General features: G+C 39.6%; 21 protein-coding genes and 3 riboswitches. Of the genes, 18 read left to right on the top strand and 3 right to left on the bottom strand.

What is annotated here, in order from left to right; translation table 11 throughout:
- Window positions 1-746 precede the first annotated feature (746 nt).
- From BMX40_RS12020 to BMX40_RS12000, 5 genes are all read left to right on the top strand, one after another.
- Window positions 747-1,709 carry an AAA family ATPase gene (locus BMX40_RS12020; protein WP_090870214.1) on the top strand — a complete coding sequence of 321 codons (963 nt, stop codon included), beginning with the start codon at window positions 747-749 and terminating at the stop codon, window positions 1,707-1,709.
- Window positions 1,709-2,977 (top strand): DUF58 domain-containing protein, encoded by a 1,269-nt coding sequence (locus BMX40_RS12015; protein WP_090870212.1) that lies wholly within the window; start codon window positions 1,709-1,711, stop codon window positions 2,975-2,977. Before BMX40_RS12020 ends, BMX40_RS12015 begins: the two co-directional genes overlap by 1 nt.
- Complete coding sequence (locus tag BMX40_RS12010; RefSeq protein ID WP_170840770.1) at window positions 2,974-5,181, top strand: DUF4129 domain-containing transglutaminase family protein; 2,208 nt, start codon at window positions 2,974-2,976, stop codon at window positions 5,179-5,181. Before BMX40_RS12015 ends, BMX40_RS12010 begins: the two co-directional genes overlap by 4 nt.
- A gap of 46 nt (window positions 5,182-5,227) precedes the next feature.
- Window positions 5,228-5,329: riboswitch (purine riboswitch) on the top strand.
- 173 nt (window positions 5,330-5,502) lie between these two features.
- The gene (gene guaA / locus BMX40_RS12005) at window positions 5,503-7,038 is read left to right on the top strand and encodes a glutamine-hydrolyzing GMP synthase (protein ID WP_090870210.1); all 1,536 of its coding nucleotides are present in this window, start codon (window positions 5,503-5,505) and stop codon (window positions 7,036-7,038) included.
- Window positions 7,039-7,131: 93 nt separating this feature from the next.
- A riboswitch (purine riboswitch) is annotated at window positions 7,132-7,232 on the top strand.
- A 126-nt stretch (window positions 7,233-7,358) separates the two neighbouring features.
- The gene (locus BMX40_RS12000; protein WP_090870208.1) at window positions 7,359-8,651 is read left to right on the top strand and encodes an NCS2 family permease; all 1,293 of its coding nucleotides are present in this window, start codon (window positions 7,359-7,361) and stop codon (window positions 8,649-8,651) included.
- A 603-nt stretch (window positions 8,652-9,254) separates the two neighbouring features.
- On the opposite strand, the gene BMX40_RS11995 is transcribed toward BMX40_RS12000, so the two are convergent.
- Together BMX40_RS11995 and msrA are read right to left on the bottom strand one after the other, a co-directional pair.
- Complete coding sequence (locus BMX40_RS11995) at window positions 9,255-10,424, bottom strand: MFS transporter (protein ID WP_090870206.1); 1,170 nt, start codon at window positions 10,422-10,424, stop codon at window positions 9,255-9,257.
- Between the two features lie 134 nt (window positions 10,425-10,558).
- Window positions 10,559-11,086 (bottom strand): peptide-methionine (S)-S-oxide reductase MsrA, encoded by a 528-nt coding sequence (gene msrA / locus BMX40_RS11990; protein WP_090870204.1) that lies wholly within the window; start codon window positions 11,084-11,086, stop codon window positions 10,559-10,561.
- A 103-nt stretch (window positions 11,087-11,189) separates the two neighbouring features.
- Between msrA and BMX40_RS11985 the strand changes: the two genes are divergently transcribed.
- Complete coding sequence (locus BMX40_RS11985) at window positions 11,190-11,897, top strand: MOSC domain-containing protein (protein WP_090870202.1); 708 nt, start codon at window positions 11,190-11,192, stop codon at window positions 11,895-11,897.
- A 53-nt stretch (window positions 11,898-11,950) separates the two neighbouring features.
- Here BMX40_RS11985 and BMX40_RS11980 read toward each other — a convergent pair whose 3' ends face one another.
- Window positions 11,951-12,430, bottom strand: coding sequence for an Hsp20/alpha crystallin family protein (locus BMX40_RS11980; RefSeq protein WP_244513508.1), 480 nt, complete (start codon window positions 12,428-12,430; stop codon window positions 11,951-11,953).
- A gap of 95 nt (window positions 12,431-12,525) precedes the next feature.
- On the opposite strand from BMX40_RS11980, the gene BMX40_RS11975 reads away from it, so the two are divergent.
- The 12 genes from BMX40_RS11975 to purN all read left to right on the top strand — a co-directional run bounded on the left by BMX40_RS11975 (window position 12,526) and on the right by purN (window position 24,991).
- Window positions 12,526-13,152, top strand: a complete 627-nt coding sequence (locus BMX40_RS11975) for a DUF2179 domain-containing protein (protein ID WP_090870198.1) — start codon at window positions 12,526-12,528, stop codon at window positions 13,150-13,152.
- A gap of 796 nt (window positions 13,153-13,948) precedes the next feature.
- Window positions 13,949-14,848 (top strand): SDR family oxidoreductase, encoded by a 900-nt coding sequence (locus BMX40_RS11970; RefSeq protein ID WP_090870196.1) that lies wholly within the window; start codon window positions 13,949-13,951, stop codon window positions 14,846-14,848.
- Between the two features lie 90 nt (window positions 14,849-14,938).
- A riboswitch (purine riboswitch) is annotated at window positions 14,939-15,038 on the top strand.
- A gap of 190 nt (window positions 15,039-15,228) precedes the next feature.
- Entirely contained in the window at window positions 15,229-15,720 is a 492-nt protein-coding gene (purE, locus tag BMX40_RS11965) for a 5-(carboxyamino)imidazole ribonucleotide mutase (RefSeq protein ID WP_090870194.1), read from the top strand.
- Window positions 15,707-16,828, top strand: a complete 1,122-nt coding sequence (gene purK / locus BMX40_RS11960; protein WP_090870192.1) for a 5-(carboxyamino)imidazole ribonucleotide synthase — start codon at window positions 15,707-15,709, stop codon at window positions 16,826-16,828. Before purE ends, purK begins: the two co-directional genes overlap by 14 nt.
- Window positions 16,825-18,120 (top strand): adenylosuccinate lyase, encoded by a 1,296-nt coding sequence (gene purB, locus BMX40_RS11955; RefSeq protein WP_090870190.1) that lies wholly within the window; start codon window positions 16,825-16,827, stop codon window positions 18,118-18,120. The genes purK and purB overlap by 4 nt, the downstream gene beginning before the upstream one ends.
- 10 nt (window positions 18,121-18,130) lie before the next feature.
- On the top strand, window positions 18,131-18,844 hold the full coding sequence (purC, locus tag BMX40_RS11950) for a phosphoribosylaminoimidazolesuccinocarboxamide synthase (RefSeq protein WP_090870188.1): 714 nt from the start codon (window positions 18,131-18,133) through the stop codon (window positions 18,842-18,844).
- A complete protein-coding gene (purS, locus tag BMX40_RS11945; RefSeq protein ID WP_090870187.1) occupies window positions 18,841-19,092 on the top strand; it encodes a phosphoribosylformylglycinamidine synthase subunit PurS in 252 nt (83 codons plus the stop codon). The genes purC and purS overlap by 4 nt, the downstream gene beginning before the upstream one ends.
- A complete protein-coding gene (gene purQ, locus BMX40_RS11940; protein ID WP_090870185.1) occupies window positions 19,089-19,775 on the top strand; it encodes a phosphoribosylformylglycinamidine synthase subunit PurQ in 687 nt (228 codons plus the stop codon). The genes purS and purQ overlap by 4 nt, the downstream gene beginning before the upstream one ends.
- Window positions 19,759-21,987: a phosphoribosylformylglycinamidine synthase subunit PurL gene (gene purL, locus BMX40_RS11935; RefSeq protein WP_090870183.1), complete on the top strand. Its 2,229-nt coding sequence runs from the start codon at window positions 19,759-19,761 to the stop codon at window positions 21,985-21,987. Before purQ ends, purL begins: the two co-directional genes overlap by 17 nt.
- Window positions 21,963-23,372, top strand: a complete 1,410-nt coding sequence (gene purF, locus BMX40_RS11930) for an amidophosphoribosyltransferase (protein WP_090870181.1) — start codon at window positions 21,963-21,965, stop codon at window positions 23,370-23,372. Before purL ends, purF begins: the two co-directional genes overlap by 25 nt.
- Before the next feature lie 15 nt (window positions 23,373-23,387).
- Entirely contained in the window at window positions 23,388-24,401 is a 1,014-nt protein-coding gene (purM, locus tag BMX40_RS11925) for a phosphoribosylformylglycinamidine cyclo-ligase (protein ID WP_090870179.1), read from the top strand.
- 2 nt (window positions 24,402-24,403) lie between these two features.
- Complete coding sequence (gene purN, locus BMX40_RS11920; RefSeq protein ID WP_090870177.1) at window positions 24,404-24,991, top strand: phosphoribosylglycinamide formyltransferase; 588 nt, start codon at window positions 24,404-24,406, stop codon at window positions 24,989-24,991.
- Window positions 24,992-25,115 lie beyond the last annotated feature (124 nt).

Below are 25,115 nucleotides of genomic sequence, written 5' to 3'. Positions count from 1 at the left end.
AACGTTCGAAAGGAGAAATCAACATTTAATCGAGAAGAATTAACGTTCAAAAGAATAAATCAACACTTAATCGAGAAGAATCAACGTTCAAAAGAATAAATCAACACTTAATGAAGAAGAATCGACGTTCAAAAGAAGTTATCGACACTTAATGAAGAAGAATCAACGTTCAAAAGGATAAATCAACACTTAGTGAAGAAGAATCAACGTTTGAAAGAATAAATCAACACTTAATAGAGAAGAATCAACGTTCAAAAGGAAAAATCAACATTTAATAGAGAAGAATCGACGTTCAAAAGGATAAATCAACATTTAATGGAGAAGAATCAACGTTCAAAAGAAGTTATCAACACTTAATGAAGAAGAATCAACGTTCAAAAGAAGTTATCAACACTTAATGAAGAAGAATCAACGTTCAAAAGGATAAATCAACACCTATTAGAGAACAATCAACCCTCATAAGGATAAATCAACACTTAATCCAACTAATCGCCCCGCCCCAACAAAAAGATAAACCTGAACTGCCTCTTCTGGCACTAAAACACGGTGTCTTTCTTTGTTAAAAACTCCCATTGGTTTACCATAGAATTTCGCCTATAATTTTTATTGTATAAGTATATGGCAAAAAGTTTCTGAAAATAATGTATTGTAAGTATGCTTTTACTTCATTGTTAGTTTTTAGTATAGTTATAGTATAAATGTCCGAAATATCGGATTTATTAACAATCAATTGAAGGAGCGAAAATATGGTACAAGATACAGTAGTATATAATGGTAAGATTGAAAAAGTACTTGAAAATATTAATAAAGTCATGATCGGAAAAGAAGAAGTATCTACGTTAAGTTTAGTTGCTTTATTAGCGGAAGGTCATGTGCTCCTAGAAGATGTTCCGGGTGTGGGAAAAACAATGCTTGTTCGTACCCTAGCTAAGTCATTAGATTGTGATTTTAAACGGATTCAGTTCACCCCGGATTTATTACCATCAGATGTTACAGGTATCTCCATCTATAATCCAAAGGAACTAGAATTTGAATTTCGTGGTGGTCCTATTTTAGGGAATATTGTTCTAGCCGATGAGATTAATCGTACTTCTCCAAAGACACAATCATCACTTCTTGAAGGAATGGAAGAACACAGTGTCACTGTCGATGGAAGAACCATCCAATTACAAAAACCATTCTTTGTAATGGCTACACAAAATCCTATTGAATACGAAGGTACGTACCCGTTACCAGAAGCCCAATTAGACCGATTTATTCTTAAACTTAATATGGGATATCCTTCGATGGATGAAGAATTAATTATGTTAGATCGTACGTCAAAGGAACATCCAATTGAAACCATTGAACCAGTCATGACAAAAGAAGAATTGGTTAACATACAACAGGATGTAAAAGAGGTTTATATTGATCAAAATGTTCAACAATATATTGTGAATCTAGTAAGAGAAACAAGAAATCATGAATCTATCTTTCTAGGAGTTAGTCCTCGTGGATCGATTGCGCTAATGAAGGCTGCTAAATCATTTGCATTTATTAAAGGACGGGATTATGTTTTACCAGATGATGTGAAGTACCTGGCACCATATGTCCTTTCACATCGGGTTATTTTAAACTCTGAAGCTAGGTATGATGGAATGACGAGTCGTGAGCTGATTGATTCTATTGTGAAAAACACCTACATCCCCATTCGAAAGGAATTTCGTTAATGAAAGAAGTAATGCGATTTTTAGGTAAATTCATTTTCATATTTACCTTGCTTGCACTCCTTTTTTCCTATGCAATGTTTCAAGGTGGTTTCACAAGTTGGTTTTTATTCTATAGCTTTCTACCAATCTTTCTTTATACGTTAGGTTTGCTATTATATCCGATAAAGAACTGGAAGGTTTCCAGACAGCTTTCCCATCATGTGATGCGTGCGGGAGATGGTGTTTCCATAACAATTATGATTGATCGTAAAACAGCGTTTCCTCTCTATTATTGCGTTGTGGAGGAGGCTTTTCCTAAAACATTAAATAAAGTAGATAATCGTCAGGGTAAATACAAATATCTAGATCAACCGAATAAATTACATGTCAATCGTGGGATTAAAAAGATTGTTTTTCCTGGATTTAAACGTTCGATTCAAATTCCTTATCGGATGGAAAATATTCCACGAGGGGAGCATCAATTACGTGCGATTCGTATTCGTACGAGCGATGTATTTGGATTAATAAAAAAGGAGCATATTTTTCAAGTTTCAAGTGAGCTAATTGCGTATCCGAGTGAACGACCAATTCATTTAGAAGAAAAAAGTAGCAGTTTTGAGCAAGGGTCTGTTTCTTCTTTTTCGATGAATTTGAAAAATACAAATGTTGCTTCAGGAATTAGAGAATACATGCCTGGAGATCGATTCTCTTGGATTGACTGGAAGCAAACCGCTAAAAAAAATGATGTGATGACAAAGGAATTTGAACAAGAAAAAAGTACAGATACGTTGATTGTGCTAGACGCATGTTATGTTGATGGGTTAAATGTATTAGCATTTGAGGCATTAATCGAAGTTGGAGTTTCTATGATGGAAACATTACGTAGGCATGCTTCACAAGTAGGCTTATTGTCGATTGGGGAGGAAGTTACCTGGTTTCCTGTTCAACATGATCCAACGAAACATGAATGGGTACGGAAACATCTAACTAGATTACAACCTACTAAAACACAGCCTTTTTCTCTGAAGTTAAAAGAGGAAATGTTAAAAGTGACGAATAACTTTTTCGTTTTGTTAATTGTTAATCGATTCGATGAACCATTAAAGGATACGGTTCAACAGATTAAACTGCGAAAAAAGCATGTTTCGATCCTTTTTATTCAAGCTGAGAAGCGAATTTCTAAAGAAGAACATCAATTATTAAGGCAATTACAACAAGAAGGAGTCGGAATAACCGTACTAACAGAAAAAGAGCTAATTAAAAATCCTATTGAGGTGAGTGGACTGTGAGGCGATCGAAACAAAATCAAATACCAATAATCTATACCTCAATATTGTATATTCTTGGCTTGCTCTTGTTTTTGGAATGGCTCTATCCAATCGAGGAAGTTACCGATACAACAAATCTAAGTGTTTTCATTATTTATACGATGTTTTGTTTTATTATTACCTTGTTAAAAGTAAATTGGTGGATTTCCTTTTCATTAAAGGGATTTGGTTTACTATTTATTATTAATGGATTGTTTTCCGAGTATAGCATATTTAGCAAGCTATGGATCCAACAACTAGTTGCAGAAGTCAATATTAATATCCAAGCACTGCTATCGCAGCAATGGGATGATTTATCCGGAATGTTCCGAAGTATCCTATTTTTATTCATTATTTGGTTAATGAGCTATTTAATTCATTACTGGTTTGTACAAATGAAGCGAATCTTTGCATTTGTCATCCTAACATTTATATATCTTACGGTGTTAGACACGTTTACGGTATATGACGGTAGTTTTCCAATCATACGTACATTCGCAATGGCTTTTATTGGGTTGGGTATGGCGAACTTCTTTAAGGAAATCCAAATGGAACGAATAACCTTTACATGGGCTAGGCAAAATCCGATATGGATTATCCCGTTAATCCTAATTGTTTTGTTCTCCACTGCAGTAGGATATGCTGCACCAAAGTTTGAACCACAATGGCCAGATCCGGTTCCTTTTATTCAGAGTGCTACTGGAGGTTCTGGTGGTTCAGGAGGCATACGGAAAGTTGGATATGGTGAAGATGATTCAAGGCTAGGAGGGTCATTTGTCCAAGACGATACAACGGTCTTTCAGGCAGCATCCCAAGAAAAGCATTACTGGCGTATTGAGTCAAAAGACGTATATACCGGTAAGGGATGGATAAACTCTGATGACGAGGATTATGCTATGCAGCAGCCAGATGAATTAGGATTACAGCCTTATGCCGATTACAATGAAACCGAGGAGCTAGAGACATTTCTTGAGTTTCAAGGGAATTCACAAATTCCTAAGCTAGTTTATCCTTATGGTACAAAAAAAGTAGACACGAATGAACAGGCACAGTTCCTCTTATATCCAATTAGTGGAGCAGTGCGAACGGAGTGGAATGGGGATGACGTTTCTTTGAGTGAATACAGTCTTACCTATGATTATCCATCATTTTCACTAGATAAGATGCGAGAGGCTGAAACGATTCGTTCAGGAGAATTCTTAGATCATTACACACAACTACCATCAGATTTGCCTGAAAGGGTGAACGAATTAGCTGATGAAATAACCGAATCATTTGATTCACAGTATGACAAAGTAAAAGCGGTGGAAAGTTATTTTGCTCGTAATGGATTTGAATACCAAACAAGTAATGTGCCTACCCCTGGGGAAGAGCAAGATTATGTCGATCAATTTTTGTTTGATTCGAAGATCGGATATTGTGATAACTTTTCCACATCCATGGTAGTGTTGCTACGTTCATTAGATATTCCTGCTAGGTGGGTTAAAGGTTTCACAAGTGGTGAACCAATGGAAGAGAGCTTTGATGGTGATAGTTCCTATACGATGTATGAGGTCACCAATTCGAACGCTCACTCTTGGGTGGAGGTATATTTTGAAGAGATAGGATGGGTTCCATTTGAGCCAACTCAAGGATTTACGAACTTAACAGATTTCTATACAGAAACAGACAGCGATTCAGAACGTGATGAATTAGAAGCACCTGAACGAGAACTAGAAGATACGGAGGAACCAGATCCGTTAGAACAAGAAGAGGATGAGGAAGCAGTAGATGCAATGCAACCTGCTGATCCATCCAATGGTTCAACTGGATTTGAGTTAAAGTGGTGGCATATCACAATAGGGGGAGTAATTCTATTAATCGCATTAGTGCTACTATATTTAAGGAGATTTCAAATGCAAACGTATCTCTTAGAAAGAAAATGGGATAAAAATAAAGACTCACAAACCTACCAAGATGCCTATCATTTTGTATTGAAAGTCTTGAAACATCAAGGATTTACGAAAGACCGAGATCAAACGTTACGAGAGTATGCCACTCGGGTGGATACGTGGTACCATACCGATACAATGGGACGACTTACGGCTGCATATGAAAAAATGATTTATAAGAACGATCCAACGGCATTTTCTGTTTCAGAAATGAGAGATTTGTGGAAAAATTTAATCAAACAGATTTTGGGTTGACCAAGGTGTTATTCACTAGTAAAATAAGCTTAACTTATACAAATAAATTAAATAAAATAACGTACTTCGTATATCCTCGATAATATGGTTCGAAAGTTTCTACCGGAGCACCGTAAATGCTCTGACTATGAAGGCGGATTATCTTTGATGTTTTATTAAAAACCTGGATTTTCTGCCTTTTTGTAGTTTATATACGAAAAGCAGAGGTCTAGGTTTTTTTCTTTTTCGTATATGTCCTGAGCGTAACTGGATTAAAGTCTCGCTTAGACCAGTGAAGAGCCCGAAGTAATACAAATAGCAACCACAGTTAGGAGCGTACACATGAATAATAGTGAAATGATTTTAGTGCTAGATTTCGGAAGCCAATACAATCAGTTAATTACGAGACGAATTCGTGAATTTGGAGTATACAGTGAACTTCATTCTCATAAACTATCTGTTGAAGAAATTAAGCAGATGAATCCTAAAGGAATCATATTATCAGGCGGCCCGCATAGTGTTTATGATGAAAATAGCTTTCGTCCAAACGAGGAAATCTTTGATTTAGGTATTCCAGTATTAGGGATTTGTTATGGGATGCAGCTAATGGCACTGCATTTTGGTGGAAAAGTGGAGAAAGCAAAGAACCGTGAATATGGAAAAGCAATGATTAACATAAAAGATAACCCAGCTTTATTCCAAGAATCACCGGATCATCAGACCGTTTGGATGAGTCATGGCGATAAAGTTGTGGAGGCTCCGAAAGAATTCCAAGTGGATGCAACAAGTGCTTCCACACCAATTGCTGCAATGAGTAATGATGAAGCCCAATTATACGGTGTACAGTACCATCCAGAAGTACGTCATTCAGAGTATGGGAATCAGTTATTAAAGCAGTTTGTTTTCAAAGTTTGTTCTTGTACAGGTGATTGGACCATTGAAAACTTTATTGATATGGAAGTAGAAAAGATTCAAAACCAAGTTGGCGACAAGAAGGTTCTTTGTGCCTTGAGTGGGGGAGTTGATTCCTCTGTAGTTGCTGCTTTAATTCATAAAGCAATTGGGGATCAATTAACATGTATTTTTGTTGATCATGGCTTGCTTCGGAAAAATGAAGCGGATGATGTGATGAAAGTATTTGCTGATGATTTTAACATGAATATTATTAAAATCGATGCAGCGGAACGTTTTCTTACGAAGCTAAAAGGGGTAGATGACCCAGAGAAAAAGCGGAAAATAATCGGCAATGAATTCATCTATGTATTTGACGATGAAGCTGCAAAATTAAAAGAGATTGATTATTTAGCACAAGGAACGCTTTATACAGATATTATTGAAAGTGGAACGGAGACAGCACAAACGATTAAGTCACATCATAATGTCGGTGGGTTGCCGGAGAATATGCAGTTTGAATTAATCGAACCATTAAATACTTTATTTAAAGATGAGGTTCGTGAGCTAGGAACACAGCTTGGTTTACCAGATCGAGTTGTATGGCGCCAACCATTCCCGGGACCGGGGCTGGCTATACGCGTGTTAGGAGAAGTAACCGAGGAAAAATTAGCGATTGTTCGTGAGTCTGATGCAATATTACGTGAAGAGATTGCTGCAGCCGGATTGGATCGTGATATTTGGCAATACTTTACGGTACTTCCTGATATACGTAGTGTTGGTGTGATGGGAGATGCACGCACGTATGATTATACAATAGGAATACGAGCGGTAACTTCAATCGACGGGATGACCTCGGATTGGGCACGTATCCCATGGGATGTGCTAGAAAAGATCTCCACACGTATTGTGAATGATGTCGCACATATCAATCGTGTAGTGTATGATGTTACAAGTAAACCACCTGCAACAATTGAGTGGGAATAAACAAAGGCGAACCTTTAGACGAGAAAAATAACAATTGTTCGGCTTTTGTTGACAACTATCTAAGAATATAGTATTCTATTCCTAGAAATCATTTAAAAACTTTATATTTTATTGCGTATAATTTAGGGGATATGGCCCAAAGTCTCTACCAGACTACCGTAAATGGTCTGACTACGCAGGTGAAGTAATTCTTTTATGGAAAGCTCTTTTAATAATGAAGTGTTTTCTATCTCATTACTTTTTCTTGCATAGTTATTGGTAGCACTCTTGGGAATCAAGAGTGCTTTTCTTATTCTCTATAAAAACAGGGAGGAAATAACGTGAAGAAGTATTTTCAATTTGAAGAATTAGGAACGAATTACCGTACCGAATTTACAGCAGGTTTAACAACATTTTTAGCGATGGCTTATATCCTGTTTGTTAATCCAGATTTATTAGGTGCAACCGGAATGGATGAGGGTGCTGTATTTGCAGCTACCGCAATTGCCGCGGCAGTTGGTTCGTTATTTATGGGGATCATTGCAAAATATCCAATCGCACTTGCACCGGGAATGGGCTTGAATGCATTTTTTGCTTTTTCTGTTGTTATTGGAAGTGGTATTCCATGGGAAACAGCACTAGCTGGTGTGTTAGCTTCTGGACTTATTTTTATTGTTTTAACACTTACTGGGGTTCGTGAAAAAATTATAAATGCCATTCCAGCTAATTTGAAAAAAGCGGTTGGAGCAGGTATCGGGCTATTTATCGCATTTATTGGACTTCAAAGTGCGGGAATTGTTGTAGGTGACCCAGACACACTGCTAGCATTAGGGAATCTTACTTCAGCAGGTGTATTGTTAGCTATATTTGGCCTTGTAGTATCGGTTGTTTTGCTAACGCTTGGCATACGGGCTGGTATTTTTTACGGAATGATCTTAACAACCATTGCAGGAATTATATTTGGATTTACGGAATTGAATGGGGTAGTAGGTAGTATCCCAAGCGTAGCACCAACTTTCGGTCAGGCGTTTGCGCATTTTGGTGAAATATTTACATTAGAAATGCTTGTCGTTATCTTGACGTTTTTATTTGTTGACTTTTTCGATACAGCTGGAACTCTTGTGGCAGTGGCGTCACAGGCTGGTCTGGTTAAAAATAATAAACTACCACGTGCTGGGAAGGCATTGTTTGCTGATTCAGCTGCGACAGTAGTTGGTGCGGCTGTTGGTACATCGACTACTACTTCATATGTTGAGTCTACAGCAGGTGTAGGTGTAGGCGGTCGCTCTGGTTTCACTGCCGTGGTAACTGCAGGATTCTTTATTTTAGCTCTGTTTTTCTCACCATTACTAAGTGTGGTAACTTCGGAAGTAACGGCTCCGGCATTAATTATTGTAGGTGTGTTGATGGCAAGCGCATTAAAAGATATTGAATGGGATCAATTTGAGATTGCAGTTCCTGCCTTTTTAACGGTTTTAACAATGCCGTTAACATACAGCATTGCCACAGGTATTGCGATAGGATTTATTTTCTATCCGATTACGATGGTGATCAAAGGACGTGCGAAAGAAATTCATCCTATAATGTATGGATTGTTTGTTATCTTTGTTTTATATTTTATGTTCTTAAGTTAAAGACAAGCGAAGCCACCTTCGGGATGACTTCGCTTTTTCTTTTATTGTTGGGAAATGATAAGCCACGTGAATTTTCAATGAAGTTGGCTTTTGGAAATATTGTAGAGATATATGATTAAACTAATAACTTGTATTCTAGTATTCGGCTGACGTTGAACACTAATCCGTCATTGAAAAAAACAAGTTTCATCGAACAACCATTGGGTCCGAATAGCGGAATGAGTGATCCTGATCAATTGCGAAGTGGAACCTCATTCCGCTAAATGGCTGAAATAAGACACCAGATGCATGTTTTTGGAACCTCATTCCTTTATTTAGCTTTTCCAGTAAAATTTTCACTGATTTATGTCTAATAGAGGAATGAGAATCCTCGAACTGCTTGTTTGAGTCGTTTTTTGGTCATTTAAAGGAACCACGATCCTCATCAATTACAAAGTGGAACCTCATTCCTTTATTTCCTTGGCTGAGGCCGTGCCCTCGGAAAGCGTAGCATTCTGCGTAGCGTATATCCATTAGATCTGGAAAGTCGAAATAAAAAGTTACCTCGCATTTATATACATAACGATGCGAATGCGGTGTATCGTGATCAAATAGTTATGCGAATTATTCACCAGGTTGTGTGGTTTTTTTCCCGTACGGCAATACATGATAAATCGTCATACTAATTGTTCCAATGACAGCCATGCAACCCATTACGAAATAAAGTGTTCCTCCACCATAAGAATCCATTAATGCACCACCCATTAATGAACCAATAATGCCGGAGACGCCAAAGAAGGTTGCGAAAAATACAAGATGCCCTGTAGACTGCAACAGTTTTGGAATTAGTCGAGAAACATAGTCGAAGGCTGCTAGATAAAACACACCAAATGTTAAGCCATGCAAAAATTGAAGCGCAATGACATACATAGGATCGTTCGCATATGCGTATAGGAACCACCGCATACTATAAAGCACACCAGCAATAATGACAAAAACTAATGGATGAAACTTTTTAAACCAACGACCAGCAAAAAAGAACACAGCTGCCTCACTAATCACCCCGACAAACCAAGCGACGCCAACTAACCTCTCATTTCCGCCAAGTTGTTCAATGTATAAACCAATGAAACTATCACTTGTTCGATGTGTAATGGTAATAAACAACATTAGAACTAAAAAGATAAGAAATGGCTTATTTTGGATAAGCTTTTTTAAGTCTTGAAGCTTAACCGGGTCCGATTCCACTTTTACATCCTTTAAACGAAAGACAATGAGTAAAGCAATTGTTCCAAAAAATAAGTATGGCCAGATCATGTATTGAACACCGTATTCAGTTAGTAATGCACCAATCGCTAATGAGGAAGTAGCGAAGCCGATGGATCCCCATGTTCGAATGGAACCAAAGGAGGCGCCTATTTCCTCTGCTCGTCGTTGCGCTAAGCTATCACCAAGTGCGCCAATGGGAGTTGCAAAAAAGTAAAACACAGCCCCCATGAGCAGAATGGTGGATAATGTATCCATCTGAAAAAAGATTGTACTTCCAATTAATAACCCTAAAATACAAACGATTAATATTTTCTTTACGGTTTTATATTTATCACTTAAATACCCCCATATTGGTTGAGCAAAAATCGATGCAAGAGGTCCGATTGCAAGTACATACCCTATCTCTGAACCTTCTAATCCTTTGTATTTTAAATACAGTGGGAGGTAACTCAATATAATGGTATTTGTTGCATGAAAGCTAAATAATAGCATCTTCAATGGTACTAATGATTCTGTTTTTGACAAGATGTCCGCTCCTAATCTGTTTCATAATGTAAAGGCAATTATACTACTATCCTTGTAAAAGAAAAAGGGGATAGAATGATAGGGAATCCCATATCATTCTATCCACCAAAAGAAAAACACCCATAAGCGGGTGTTTATTTCCAGGTTTCTTCAATAAATTCGTCGCGACCAGACTTTGCTCGGTCTTCCTGGTATTCTTCTTCATTTTTTTTATAAAAATCCTGGTGGTAATCTTCTGCTGGATAAAATGTAGTCGCAGGTAAGATTTCGGTAACAATTGGTTTGGAAAATTTTCCACTATTACCGAGCTCTTGCTTGGAATCTTCAGCTTGTTCTTTCTGCTTTTCATCATGGTAAAATATCGCCGTTCGATATTGGTCACCACGATCATGGAACTGACCACCATCATCTGTAGGGTCAATTTGTCTCCAATAGAGATCCAGTATTGTTTGATAGTCAATGATGTTTGGGTCATAAGTGATCTCTACAGCCTCATAATGACCAGTTGTTCCTGTTTTTACATCTTCGTAACTAGGTTTTTCAACATGTCCGCCTGTATATCCAGATATCACACTGTGAACTCCATCCCACTGATCGAATGGTTTTACCATACACCAAAAACAGCCGCCAGCAAACGTTGCTTTACTATGTTTATTTGTCATAAGGAATCCCCCTATTAGGTATCTTAAATTCTGAAAATAACAACAAAAGTGTTATAATGATAGATATTTAATTACTATACCATAAATTACTGGAAGTGATCATATGAAAAGACCACAGATACATAAACTACTAACAGGGAAAGTAAAACAGGTTGGCAATCCAAATGCCGAAAAACCAATGGAGAAGCAGTGGGAAAGTGGAATGTTTAAAAATGAGCGAAGTGGTAGTGTTTGGCTCGGTAAGACAGGATTACAGGGGGATGAAGTAGCTGATAAAAAGAACCATGGTGGCCCGGAGAAAGCGGTATTTACCTATCCTGTTCACCACTATGAATACTGGAAAAAGGATTTAGCTCTCGAGACGATTGGGATTGGCGCAAATGGAGAGAACTTAGCGGTATTCCATATGGATGAATCATCTGTATGTATTGGCGACATATATAAACTAGGAGATGCTATGATTCAAGTATCTCAACCAAGGCAACCATGCTGGAAGCCAGCCAGGCGATTTGGAGTGATGGAATTTGCATTACGGATTCAAAAAACAGGTAGAACTGGTTGGTATTTTCGTGTGCTTCAAGAAGGGAATATTGAGTCTGGACTTGAGCTGGAATTGGTTGAACGCCCATTTCCACAGTGGACAATTTCTGCTTGTAATGAAGTCATGCATGTACAAAAAGACGATCTAGAGCCAGCGAAGGAATTAGTCTCATGTGACTTGCTCGCTGAAAGTTGGAAGAAAACGTTATACAAAAGGTTAAATGGGACAACATCTTCTATTGAAAAACGGGTATTTGGTCCAAATAAATAAAGGATTCCCCTCGCTTCCCTATCCGTAATGGTAAGGGAAAGGGGGACCCATTCCTATTCATCCTCCAACAATCGAACATTGACTCGATTCTTTCGACCAGAATCAGAAATAAATCGGTGTAGTTGAATATATACAAGGCCATTTTTATACGTGGCTTTGATTTTATCCGAACGCACTGGGAATGGTAAAGACACACTTCGGTCAAATACGCCTTGTAGAATTTCATCTTTTAGAACGGTTCCCCCTTCATGGCCAATGTCGATTACACCTCTTAATTCTAATGTTGCATAATCTACATAAATATCTAATTTGTCCAGATCCTGCAATCCAGGAACATTAACAATACATAAAAGTTCGTGGTCTGTTTGGTAAATATTGATTTGGGGAATATTAGGTTTAACAATACCTTCAAATTGATCCCAGAATTTTTCACCAAAAAATTGATCCATGTTATTTTTCCATTCGTTCATATGCTGAAATGGATCCATGAGTAACACCCCATTTGGAATAATAGATGCTACTATTTTATGCATTCAATAAGATATAGGTGATTCGCCTAAGCGTGTAGGGTTTCATATCATGATCATTTGTTGTATTCTAGATGGGCAAGAATGAGGAGGTTTTATGTTTGCTAAGTAATATATTTGTCATGGTGACAATCATTTTTATTATAAATGTTGTCTATGTATCCTTCCTAACCATTCGTATGATCCTAACCTTGAAGGGGCGACGTTATATTGCCGGATTGGTAGGAATGGTTGAAATTGTCGTGTATGTCATTGGTCTAGGACTTGTATTAGATAATCTTGACCAAATCCAAAATGTAATTGCCTATGCATTAGGTTACGGAGTTGGTGTCGTCGTTGGTTCGATTATTGAAGAAAAGCTAGCACTTGGTTACATAACCGTAAATGTCATTTCTGGTAATCCAGATCTTGATTTTACCAAAAAACTTCGGCAAAAAGGCTATGGGGTCACTAGTTGGTCTGCATATGGTATGGACGGTGATCGCTTAACCATGCAAATTTTAACACCGCGAAAATATGAACTAAAACTATATGAAGAAATTAAAACAATCGACCCTAAGGCATTTATTATTTCATATGAGCCTAAACAGATTCATGGAGGCTTCTGGGTAAAGCAGGTTAGAAAAGGTCGCTTACTCAACCCTAAGAAAAAAAGCGGTGCAGATCCAAAAACGAATCCACCAACAGAAACGAATCAAAACTTCCCAAGCTCCAAGCCACCAAAATAAAATCTGAAACCGTGTGCGGAAATTTGAGGGAGGGAAGCGGAGTAGAATGTCGATGTTCAGACAGAGAAATCAACTTTTGACACCAGGGAATCGACGTTCAACCGTAGAAATCAACGTTCGGCGCGAGGGAATCGACGTTCAAACGCATAAATCAACGTTCGCCCCCAGGGAATCGACGTTCAACGGTAGGAATCAACGTTCGGCGCAAGGAATCGACGCTCAACCGTAGAAATCAACGTTCGCCCCCGGGGAATCGACGCTTGAACGTAGGAATCAACGTTCGGCGCGAGGGAATCGACGTTCAACCGTAGAAATCAACGTTCGGCGCCAAGAAATCGACGTTCAAAAGCAGAAATCAACGTTCGACGCGAGGAAATCGACGCTCAACCGTAGAAATCAACGTTCAGCACGAGGGAATCGACGCTTGAACGTAGAAATCAACGTTCGACCCTAGGAAATCAACGTTCAAACGCATAAATCAACGTTCGCCCCCAGGGAATCAACGTTCAGCCCAGATAAATCAACGTTCATCCCTAAGGAACCCTCATCCTACCAATAGCTTTAATAAATGAGGATCCGACTATGTACACTCAACGTATGATCAACGGAAAGAGGAACCAATTATCCTTGGATATGGTTTTTCTTTCCGTTATTAATTTTTCTAGATGATGTGCCAACCTCTATTTTCCACACCATGTTACCGAAACGATGCAGTTATCCCCAAATCTGAACATTTCCCCATAGTCACGAATATAGTGCCATATATGTGTTATTTCCAACTAGAGGGGGTAAGAACATGTATTATCAAAGAAATCATCAAATGGATTATACGCATGAATTGGAAAACATTCCACCGCAGCATCAGCCGCAGCAACCGGGAATTGAACCCTTAATGGTTCCTAGACCTATGGTTGAAGATCCGAATTATAAAGGATCAGGAAAGCTTAAAAATAAAGTTGCTATTATTTCTGGTGGAGATAGTGGAATTGGCGCAGCTACGGCTATTGCGTTTGCTAAGGAGGGCGCAGATGTCGTTATCCCTTATTATTATGAATATGAAAATGAAGATGCCTTTCGGACGAAGCATCGAATAGAATCCCTTGGACGTCGCTGTCTTTTAATCGTAGGTGACTTAAAAGACCCCAAGCATTGCCAAAACGTTGTGGAACAAACAATGAACCACTTTGGTAAATTAAATATATTAGTAAATAACCATGCTGTTCAATTTGTTCAAGATAGCCTAATGGATATTTCCTTGGAACAATGGGATGTGACATTTCAGACCAACATTTACTCGTTCTTTTACATGACTAAAGCTGCATTGCCTTATTTGGGAGAGGGAGATACGATTATTAATACAGCTTCGATTGTGGCATATGAAGGTAATGAAAAATTAATTGATTATAGTGCAACAAAAGGAGCGATTGTTGGGTTCACTCGTGCTCTGTCACAGAATTTAATGGAGGAAGGAATCCGAGTGAATGCAGTTGCGCCAGGGCCAATATGGACGCCGCTTATTCCAGCGAGCTTTTCATCAGACTATATAAGTGAGAAATTTGGCAAGGATGTTCCGATGAAGCGAGCAGGTCAACCATATGAACTGGCTCCTGCGTATGTTTATTTAGCTTCCGAGGACTCCTCATATGTATCTGGTCAGGTCATCCATGTGAATGGAGGGAAAATGGTAAGTTCATAAAAATGAGTGAAAACCGAACGTTTGTAAAAATATATATAATAACGTTCGATATTTTATTGCATTTTGGCTTTTCTTTTGTTATGCTTAAATCGTCAATTAAATACGGATCCTCATATATTTCTTGGGATATGGCCTTGAAGTCTCTACCTGGCACCGTAAATGCTGGACTATGAGGGAAGATGAATCATTGTGGAGAACAATGATCTATTTTTCGATACGTTAGAAAGGGGAAATCCTTTCTAATAGGTATGAAAATATCGGTTTTTGAAAGCTGAAATTTTCGAATGCATGTTAGTGGTCTATTCATCTTCTCTCAATCAATCTTTGAGGGAGACGAGTAGACTTTTTTGTTTTTATTTTAATGGAAGGGGGAGGATTCCATGGCTAAAGTTGGCGTTATAATGGGAAGTATTTCGGATTGGGAAACAATGCAGCATACCTGTAATGTATTGGATGAACTGCAAATTGCTTATGAAAAAGAAGTTATTTCCGCGCACCGGGCCCCAGATGAAATGTTTACCTATGCCAAAGAGGCACGGGGAAAAGGGATTAAAATAATCATTGCAGGTGCTGGTGGGGCTGCCCATCTACCAGGGATGGTAGCTTCTCAAACAACGTTACCTATAATAGGGGTGCCTGTTCAAAGTAAAGCACTTAACGGAATGGATTCCTTATTATCGATTGTGCAGATGCCAGGTGGTGTTCCAACTGCAACAGTTGCAATCGGAAAATCCGGAGCAACAAATGCGGGTATACTGGCTGCTGAAATGATAGGGGCTTTTGATGATTTTATAGCGGCGAAACTGGATACATATCGAGAACAAATGAAAGAAAAAGTAAAAGAAATGAGGGAAGAACTTGCAAACAAGTAAAACCATCCTTCCAAACCAGACAATTGGAATTATTGGTGGCGGTCAATTGGGAAGAATGATGGCCATTGCTGCAAAATATATGGGATATCGAGTAGTGGTCTTGGATCCAACACCGAATGGTCCGGCGGCTCAAGTTTCTGACCAACAACTCACGGCAGCTTATCATGACATGGAGGCCATAGAAGCGTTAACAGAGGCTAGTGATGTCGTTACCTACGAATTTGAAAATGTTGATTTAAAAGCAGCATCCTATATAGAACAGCAAGGGAAATTGCCTCAAGGGTCCTATGCTTTAGAAGTAACCCAAAACCGTGAAAAAGAAAAGCAACTGATGCGTAAGTTGAATTTGCCCATTCCAAATTTTCAGATTGTAAAAAGTGGCGAGGAGTGTAGGCAGGCGATCCAAAACGTTTCATTCCCGGCAGTGATTAAGACATGTCGAGGTGGTTACGACGGAAAGGGACAATTAAAGCTCCCTTCGCGTAACGCGATTCCTGCCGCAATAGATTTTGCTGAAAAGCATTCCTACTGCATTATCGAAGAATGGATTCCGTTTGAGAAAGAAATATCTGTAATTTTTACTAGATCACAAGCAGGGGGAATGGAATTTTTTCCAATTGCAGAAAATGAGCATAAGGACCATATTTTATATCGGTCAATTGTTCCGGCACGAACCTCCGATCAAGTAGAAAAACAGGCATTGGAGGCTGCTGCTCTGATTGCCGAGGAGATGAATATTGTTGGTACATTTGCTATTGAAATGTTTGTAGATGGAGATTCCATTTTCATTAATGAAATGGCGCCACGACCTCATAATTCAGGACATTATACGATAGAGGCATGCTCCGTTTCTCAATTTTCGCAGCATATTCGAGCGATATGTGGTCTTCCGTTTATTCCGGTTCAGTTGTGGGAGCATGCGACAATGGTTAATATTTTAGGAGAAGATATCGAAACAATACAAAAAACAATAGCTACATCTTCCCAAGGGTTTATTCATTTATACGGCAAAGATGAAGCGAAACCAAAACGGAAAATGGGGCATATTACTTATGTCGGTAATAAAATAACCAAACAGTTGGAACAACTTGAGGAGGCAAAACAATGATTGATCGTTACACCAGAGAAGAAATGGGATCCATTTGGACAGAGGAAAATAAATTTAATGCTTGGCTAGAGGTGGAAATTTTAGCATGTGAGGCCTGGAGTGAGCTTGGAGTTATTCCGAAAGAGGATGTAACAAAAATCCGTGAAAGGGCATCATTCGATATCAACCGAATTTACGAGATTGAACAACAAACAAGGCATGATGTTGTCGCATTCACACGTGCTGTTTCGGAAACACTTGGTGAGGAAAGGAAATGGGTGCACTATGGATTAACGTCTACAGATGTTGTGGATACGGCACTTTCCTATTTATTAAAGCAAGCAAATGAAATAATCCGTAAAGATCTTTTAAATTTTATTGAAATCCTAAAAGATAAAGCAAACGAACATAAACATACGGTGATGATGGGGAGAACGCATGGTGTTCATGCAGAACCAACTACATTTGGGTTAAAGCTTGCCTTATGGTATGAAGAAATGAAGCGGAATGTAGAACGTTTTGAACTGGCAGCAGACAATATTGAATTTGGTAAGCTGTCTGGAGCTGTCGGTACATATGCCAATATTGATCCATTTGTAGAAAGCTATGTTTGTAAAAATTTAGGGCTTTCACCAGCACCGGTTTCGACACAAACCTTACAACGCGACCGCCATGCTGCATATGTATCAACGCTTGCACTAATTGCAACATCCATTGAGAAAATGGCAACAGAAATTCGTGGACTGCAAAAGACGGAAACACGTGAAGTAGAGGAATTTTTTGCAAAAGGACAAAAAGGTTCTTCAGCGATGCCGCATAAGCGAAATCCAATTGGCTCGGAAAATATGACTGGTATGGCACGGGTGATCCGAGGACATATGGTAACTGCTTATGAAAATGTTTCCTTATGGCATGAACGTGACATTTCCCATTCTTCTGCAGAACGGGTTATCTTGCCAGATGCGACAATTGCACTAAATTATATGCTTAACCGATTTGCAAGCATCGTAAAAAATCTCACGGTATTCCCAGAAAATATGAAACGAAATATCGACAAAACGCACGGGGTTATCTTCTCGCAGCGTGTCCTACTAACATTAATTGATAAAGGGATGTCAAGAGAAACCGCGTATGACATCGTCCAACCAAAAGCAATGCGAGCATGGGAGACAGAAACCCATTTTAAACAATTAGTTGAAGCAGATGAGCAAATTACCAATCTGCTAACAAAAGAAGAGATAGATGATTGTTTCGATTACACGTACCACTTAAAAAATGTTGATGCTATCTTTGACCGCATTGGCTTAAGCTGAGGTGAAATGGATGAAAGCAGAGCTATTGTATGAGGGCAAGGCGAAGAAAGTATATCGTGCAGAAACAGCATCGAATCAACTTGTATTATCTTACAAAAATGATGCTACCGCCTTTAATGGGAAAAAGAAGGAAAGTTTTAAGGGAAAAGGACGCTTAAATAATGAAATTTCTGCACGGATTTTTCCTTACTTGCAACAAAACAGGATTCCTAGCCATTTTATTGAACGATTAAATGAAACCGAGCAACTCGTATATGAGACCGAAATAATCCCGCTTGAAGTTGTCGTGCGAAATGTAGCGACTGGTAGTATTGTCAAACGGCTTGGTTTTCAGGAAAAAGTAGCTTTTCGTGCCCCATTGATTGAGTTGTTTTTGAAAAATGACGACTTGGATGATCCGTTAATCAATGATGACCATGCTCTGCTTTTAACGGATCTCTCCTATGCTGAATTAAACGAAATAAAGGCTAAAGCATTGGAAATAAATACTGCTCTACTGGAGTTGTTTGAATCTATTGATCTTGACTTGATAGATTTCAAACTGGAATTTGGGCGTTTGGTTGATGGGACGATTGTGTTGTCAGATGAAATTTCACCAGATACATGTCGGTTATGGGATAGACAATCCGGTGAGAAAATGGATAAAGATGTTTTCCGGCAGGGGACTGGAGATTTACTGAAAGTTTATGAGGAAATATTACAACGACTGGAGGCAAGATCATGAGAAACGTAACAGTTTACATTACATTGAAGCAAGGTGTATTGGATCCGCAAGGGAAAGCAATTCAAGAGTCATTAAATTCCTTAGGCTATGATGAGGTGAAGGACGCACGTGTTGGGAAGTATTTGGAACTGCAAGTGGAAGATGGGCCGAATCTAGAAGAACGTGTGAAAGTGATGTGTGACAAATTGTTAGCTAATCCAGTCATTGAGGATTACCGCTTTGATGTAGAGGAGGCTGTTCGCTCGTGAAGTTTGCCGTCATTGTTTTTCCAGGATCAAACTGTGACCGTGATATGTACCACGCCGTTAAGGAAGTGCTAGGAGAAGAAGCAGAACTCGTTTGGTATGAAAATAGCAATCTAGCAGATTATGATGGAATATTATTACCTGGAGGATTTTCCTATGGGGATTACCTCCGTTCTGGCGCTGTTGCTGCGACGTCCACTGTCATTCAACAAGTTGTTGAGCATGCTGCAAAAGGAAAACCTGTATTAGGTGTGTGTAATGGATTCCAAGTGTTAACCGAAGCAGGGTTATTACCTGGCGCATTAATGCGCAATGAAAAGTTATCGTTTATGTGCCATCAAGAAGATATAGTTGTCGACAATAATCAAACCATGTTCACCACCAATTATTTGCAAGGGGAAGTTGTTCGGTTTCCCATTGCACATGGTGAGGGGAATTATTTTTGTGATGAAGAGACATTAGCGAACCTAAAAACGAATAACCAAATCGTTTTTACATATAAAGATAATCCCAATGGTTCGGTTGCCAACATTGCCGGGATTATCAACAAGGAAGGTAATGTCTTAGGGATGATGCCACATCCAGAACGCGCGGTAGAATCATTGCTTGGAAGTGATGATGGAGTAAAGTTATTTCAGTCAATCATCCAGAACTGGAGGGAAGCCTACGATGTTGCAAGCGTATGAAATTAGTCCAGAAGAAATTGAGCGTACCAAGATATATCAAGAGATGGGATTAAGTGACCAGGAATTTCAAGCGATCGAGAGAATTCTAGGGCGGCTCCCAAATTTCACCGAGACAGGAATATTCTCTGTCATGTGGTCGGAGCACTGTAGTTACAAAACATCCAAGCCACTACTAAAAAAATTCCCAACCAAAGCACCACATGTGTTACAAGGTCCTGGGGAAGGTGCTGGAATTATTGATATTGGAGACAATCAAGCAGTTGTATTTAAAATCGAGAGTCATAACCATCCTTCTGCAGTTGAACCATACCAAGGTGCCGCAACAGGTGTAGGTGGAATTATACGTGACGTGTTTTCAATGGGGGCTCGTCCAATTGCTTTAATGAATTCATTACGGTTTGGAAATTTAACGAACGAGCGTGTGAAATATTTATTTTCTGAAGTGGTAAATGGAATTGCTGGCTACGGGAACTGTGTTGGCGTCCCAACAGTGGGTGGAGAAGTACAGTTTGATGAGAGCTATGAGGATAATCCACTTGTCAATGCAATGTGTATTGGCTTGATTAACCATGATGAGATTCAAAAAGGAATCGCATCTGGAATTGGGAATACCGTATTGTATGCTGGAGCTCCAACAGGGCGAGATGGGATTCACGGTGCCACGTTTGCTTCGGATGATTTAGCTGAGGATTCCGATAAGGACCGTCCTGCGGTGCAAGTCGGTGATCCGTTTATGGAAAAACTTTTAATAGAAGCTTGCTTAGAAGTAATTCATTCCGATGCTTTAGTAGGGATGCAAGATATGGGAGCTGCTGGTTTAACGTCATCCGCTAGTGAAATGGCAAGTAAAGCAGGTACAGGTATGGAAATGGATTTAGATAGCGTTCCACAACGGGAACAGAATATGAATGCCTACGAATTAATGCTATCCGAATCCCAAGAACGGATGCTAATGGTCGTTAAAAAAGGTCGTGAACAAGAGATTATCGATGTGTTTGAAAAATATGGCCTCCAAGCAGTAGCGGTAGGGCAGGTTGTCGAGGAAAAGTTTTTTCGCATTAAACAGCATGGAGAAGTTCAGGCGGAAATTCCCGTTGATGCGTTAGCTGAAGAGGCACCAGTGTACCATATGCCATCCGTCGAGGCACGTTACTTCCAGGAATTTCAGAGCCTGGAAACGGAAATTCCATACGTAGAAAACCATGCGGATATGCTGAAACGGCTTTTACAGCAACCAACCATTGCAAGTAAGGAATGGGTTTATGATCAGTACGATTCCATGGTACAAACGAATACAATTGTCACACCAGGATCTGATGCAGCGGTATTGCGGGTTAAAGGAACCGATAAAGCATTGGCGATTACAACGGATTGTAATTCGCGTTACATTTATTTAGATCCGGAAACAGGTGGAAAAATAGCTGTTGCTGAAGCGGCACGTAATCTAGTTTGCTCTGGTGCGCGTCCCTTAGGACTGACAGATGGTCTTAACTTTGGTAATCCAACGAATCCAGAAGTGTTTTGGCAAATGGAAAAAAGCATCGAAGGAATGCGTGCAGCATGTACTGCACTGGGTACGCCTGTCATTAGTGGGAATGTTTCATTGTATAACCAATCGAAAGGAAAGGCGATTTTTCCAACACCAATTGTCGGGATGGTAGGACTACATGAATCAGTAGAGCATATTACACCAAGTCACTTCCAGCAAGCTGGTGATTGCATCTATGTCATTGGGGAGACAAAGGCAGAATTTGCAGGAAGTGAATTGCAAAACATCACCGAAGGAACGTATCGAGGAAAAGCGCCAGCGATAGATTTAGAAGTTGAGGCGACACGACAACAGCAATTATTAGAAGCGATTCAACGTGGGCTTGTTTCATCAGCACATGATGTAGCAGAGGGTGGATTAGCTGTTGCGCTAGCAGAGAGTGTATTCAATGGAAAAGGTCTTGGTATAGATGTGGAGGTTCAAGGTGATAGAACGGTAGCGTTGTTTAGTGAAACGCAATCTCGCTTTCTAGTATCTGTGAAACCGGAACATAGCGTAGCATTTGAAGAATTAGTAACAGATGCAGTTCCAATTGGAATGGTTACAGAGGATGATAGGTTAAGCCTAAAAGCTTCAGGTACTCGTGTCATAGAAGAAAAAGTGGAAGACTTACGCAAACTTTGGAAAGGGGCTATCCCATGCTTGCTGAAATCAGAGGCTTAAACGAAGAATGTGGTGTGTTTGGTATTTGGGGGCACGAGAAAGCAGCGGAAATAACCTATTACGGTCTTCATGCACTTCAGCATCGTGGTCAAGAAGGTGCTGGTGTCGTAACAACAGATGGGAATACATTAAAGCTTCATAAAAAGCAAGGTCTTGTAAATGACGTGTTTAAAAATGTCGATTTCTCGACCTTAAGGGGGCATGCCGCCATCGGTCATGTTCGCTACGCAACGCAAGGGGAAAGGTCAATTGACAATGTGCAACCACTTTTGTTTCGTTCCCAAAAAGGAAGCATGGCACTAGCACATAATGGAAATATCATGAATGCCTATTCGTTACGTGGGGAGCTAGAATCAGCTGGTAGTATACTACAAACTTCTTCCGATACAGAAGTATTGGCGCATTTAATTAAACGAAGTGAGAAAAACAATATCGAAGTAGCATTGAAGGATGCCTTAAAACGATTAGTAGGGGCTTATGCCTTTATTCTACTAGATGAGCATAAAATGTATGTTGCTTTAGATCCAAGGGGATTACGTCCGCTATCTATTGGTAGGTTAGGAAGTGCCTATGTCGTTGCTTCGGAAACATGTGCGTTTGATATTATTGGTGCCACTTATGAACGAGAGGTATATCCAGGGGAATTAATTACAATTAGCGAGCAAGGTATGGATACAACAAGGTTTGCGGAATTAGAACAACGAAATCTTTGTGCAATGGAATATGTTTACTTCTCCAGACCAGACAGTGATTTAAATCATGTGAATGTTCATGCTTCACGTAAAAAAATGGGAATTGAATTGGCGAAAGAGGCGCCAGTAAATGCAGATATTGTTACGGGTGTTCCAGATTCTAGTATATCCGCTGCCATTGGCTATGCCGAGCAAAGTGGGATTCCTTATGAAATTGGACTTATAAAAAATAGATATACCGGTAGAACATTTATTCAACCCTCACAGGAGCTGCGTGAACAAGGGGTGAAAATGAAACTATCTCCAGTACGAGGGATTGTCGAGGGGAAGCGTGTCATTATGATTGACGACTCAATCGTAAGGGGGACAACGAGCCGTCGAATTGTACGGATGCTAAAGGACGCTGGGGCAAAAGAGGTTCATGTACGTATTGCTTCACCAGCTATCCAGAACCCATGTTTTTACGGGATTGATATGTCCACCAAGCAAGAATTGATCGCAGCAAACCACTCCATTGATGAAATATGTGCATTAGTTGGAGCAGATAGTGTAGCTTATTTATCTGCTTCAGGACTGGAGCACGCGATCGTGAAGGAAGAATCGATGAACCAAGGAGTTTGTATGGCATGCATGACTGGAAAGTATCCAGTGACCGAAAAAGACCAAACGGAAATTGCCTATACTAGATGTTAAAAAGAGGGTGTCAACGTGTCAAACGTGTATAAAGAAGCCGGAGTAGATGTTGAAAAAGGCTATGAAGCAGTAGAACGTATGAAAAAGCATATTGCCAAAACGGGTCGTTCCGAGGTGTTAGGTGGCATTGGTGCGTTTGCTGGGTTATTTGAGTTATCTTCGTTTAACTATAAAGAGCCTGTTTTAGTATCAGGAACAGATGGTGTTGGTACAAAGCTGCGGTTGGCTTTCGAGTTAGGAAAACATGATTCAGTAGGCATCGATCTTGTTGCTATGTGTGTCAATGATATTGTAGCCCAAGGTGCTCAACCCTTGTTTTTTCTTGACTATATCGCCTGCGGAAAAAATGACCCAGCGATGATTGAACAGGTTGTTGCAGGAATTTCGAATGGGTGTGTGGAAGCCGGCACTGCTTTAATCGGTGGAGAAACAGCTGAAATGCCTGGTATGTATGAGGAAAATGAGTATGACCTTGCCGGTTTTGTGGTTGGTATCGCGGAAAAATCTAATCTGATAACAGGTGAAACGATTCAGGCCGGAGATGTCGTGATTGGATTGCCTTCAAGTGGGATTCATTCTAATGGATACTCGCTAGTACGAAAACTAGTAAAAGGGTATGATTTAGGCCATAGCTATGCTCGTTTATCTAGGCCGCTTGGTGAAGCGTTACTAGCGCCAACTAGAATATACGCCAAACCTATTGGCGCTGCTCTAAAAAAAGTACATGTAAAGGGGATCGCGCATATTACTGGTGGTGGTTTCTATGAAAATATTCCACGGATGTTGCCAAACGGATTAGGAGTGGATATCGATCGGTCGGCTTGGAAGGTACCAGAGATTTTTACTTTTTTACAAGAATTGGGTGAGATTCCTGATGATGAAATGTACGGTGTTTTTAATATGGGAATTGGGATGACGCTTGTTGTTTCCGAAGCGGATGCAGAATTAACGCAAATAGTATTACGTCAGAATGGAGAGCATCCGGTGCAAATAGGAAAAGTAGTAGCTGATGAAGGAGTGCATTTCTAACCATGAGTAAAATAAGAGTTGCCGTATTTGCTTCCGGGGATGGAAGTAATTTTCAAGCATTGTTAGATAATGAGGATCTCGTTTGTGAGATTGTATTATTGGTTTGTGATAATCCCGGAGCCAAAGTGATCGAGCGGGCTGAAAATGCTGGAATACCAACCTATGTATTTGATCCAAACGAATATAAATCGAAACTAGAATATGAACTCCATTTATTAAAGGCTTTAGTTAATGCAGAAGTAAGGTGGATGTTTTTAGCTGGATATATGCGGATTCTTAGCCCTTTGCTGGTGGAAGTAGGAGAGGATCGGATTCTGAACATACATCCTTCCTTATTACCTGCGTTTCCAGGGAAAGACGCGATTAAACAAGCATTGGAAGCAGGAGTAGAAAAAACTGGAGTGACAGTTCATTATGTTGATGAAGGAATTGATACGGGGAGGATTGTTGCACAAGAAGAAGTAGAGATTCTACCAAACGATACGGAAAAAACGTTAAAGGAACGGATTCAACGAGTAGAACATCGTTTGTATCCACAGGTTATTAATGACGTTTTAATAGAGTTTAGCAAGTACGATAAAGGAATCTAGTAGAGTTAATGGATGAAGTTAGAGAGTATCGGGGGGAGAGAAGGGGAATCGGTGAGAGCCAGAAAACAACAGACGATAGCACGAATACATCGGAAGTGAATCCGAAAACATCAGACAAAATCTC

Source organism: Oceanobacillus limi, from assembly GCF_900111445.1.
In the GTDB taxonomy this organism is placed as follows: Bacteria; Bacillota; Bacilli; order Bacillales; family Amphibacillaceae; genus Ornithinibacillus; species Ornithinibacillus limi.
Note: the sequence above shows the minus strand (reverse complement) of the source record. Positions and strands in the feature narration are given on the sequence as shown.

Coding starts and splice junctions, on each gene's coding strand:
- purB (WP_090870190.1), top strand. CDS start 16,825: ATGATTGATCGTTACACCAGAGAAGAAATGGGATCCATTTGGACAGAG.
- purN (WP_090870177.1), top strand. CDS start 24,404: ATGAGTAAAATAAGAGTTGCCGTATTTGCTTCCGGGGATGGAAGTAAT.
- purE (WP_090870194.1), top strand. CDS start 15,229: ATGGCTAAAGTTGGCGTTATAATGGGAAGTATTTCGGATTGGGAAACA.
- msrA (WP_090870204.1), bottom strand. CDS start 11,086: ATGACAAATAAACATAGTAAAGCAACGTTTGCTGGCGGCTGTTTTTGG.
- BMX40_RS12015 (WP_090870212.1), top strand. CDS start 1,709: ATGAAAGAAGTAATGCGATTTTTAGGTAAATTCATTTTCATATTTACC.
- purC (WP_090870188.1), top strand. CDS start 18,131: ATGAAAGCAGAGCTATTGTATGAGGGCAAGGCGAAGAAAGTATATCGT.
- BMX40_RS11980 (WP_244513508.1), bottom strand. CDS start 12,430: ATGCATAAAATAGTAGCATCTATTATTCCAAATGGGGTGTTACTCATG.
- purF (WP_090870181.1), top strand. CDS start 21,963: ATGCTTGCTGAAATCAGAGGCTTAAACGAAGAATGTGGTGTGTTTGGT.
- BMX40_RS11970 (WP_090870196.1), top strand. CDS start 13,949: ATGTATTATCAAAGAAATCATCAAATGGATTATACGCATGAATTGGAA.
- purS (WP_090870187.1), top strand. CDS start 18,841: ATGAGAAACGTAACAGTTTACATTACATTGAAGCAAGGTGTATTGGAT.
- guaA (WP_090870210.1), top strand. CDS start 5,503: ATGAATAATAGTGAAATGATTTTAGTGCTAGATTTCGGAAGCCAATAC.
- BMX40_RS12020 (WP_090870214.1), top strand. CDS start 747: ATGGTACAAGATACAGTAGTATATAATGGTAAGATTGAAAAAGTACTT.
- BMX40_RS11985 (WP_090870202.1), top strand. CDS start 11,190: ATGAAAAGACCACAGATACATAAACTACTAACAGGGAAAGTAAAACAG.
- purL (WP_090870183.1), top strand. CDS start 19,759: ATGTTGCAAGCGTATGAAATTAGTCCAGAAGAAATTGAGCGTACCAAG.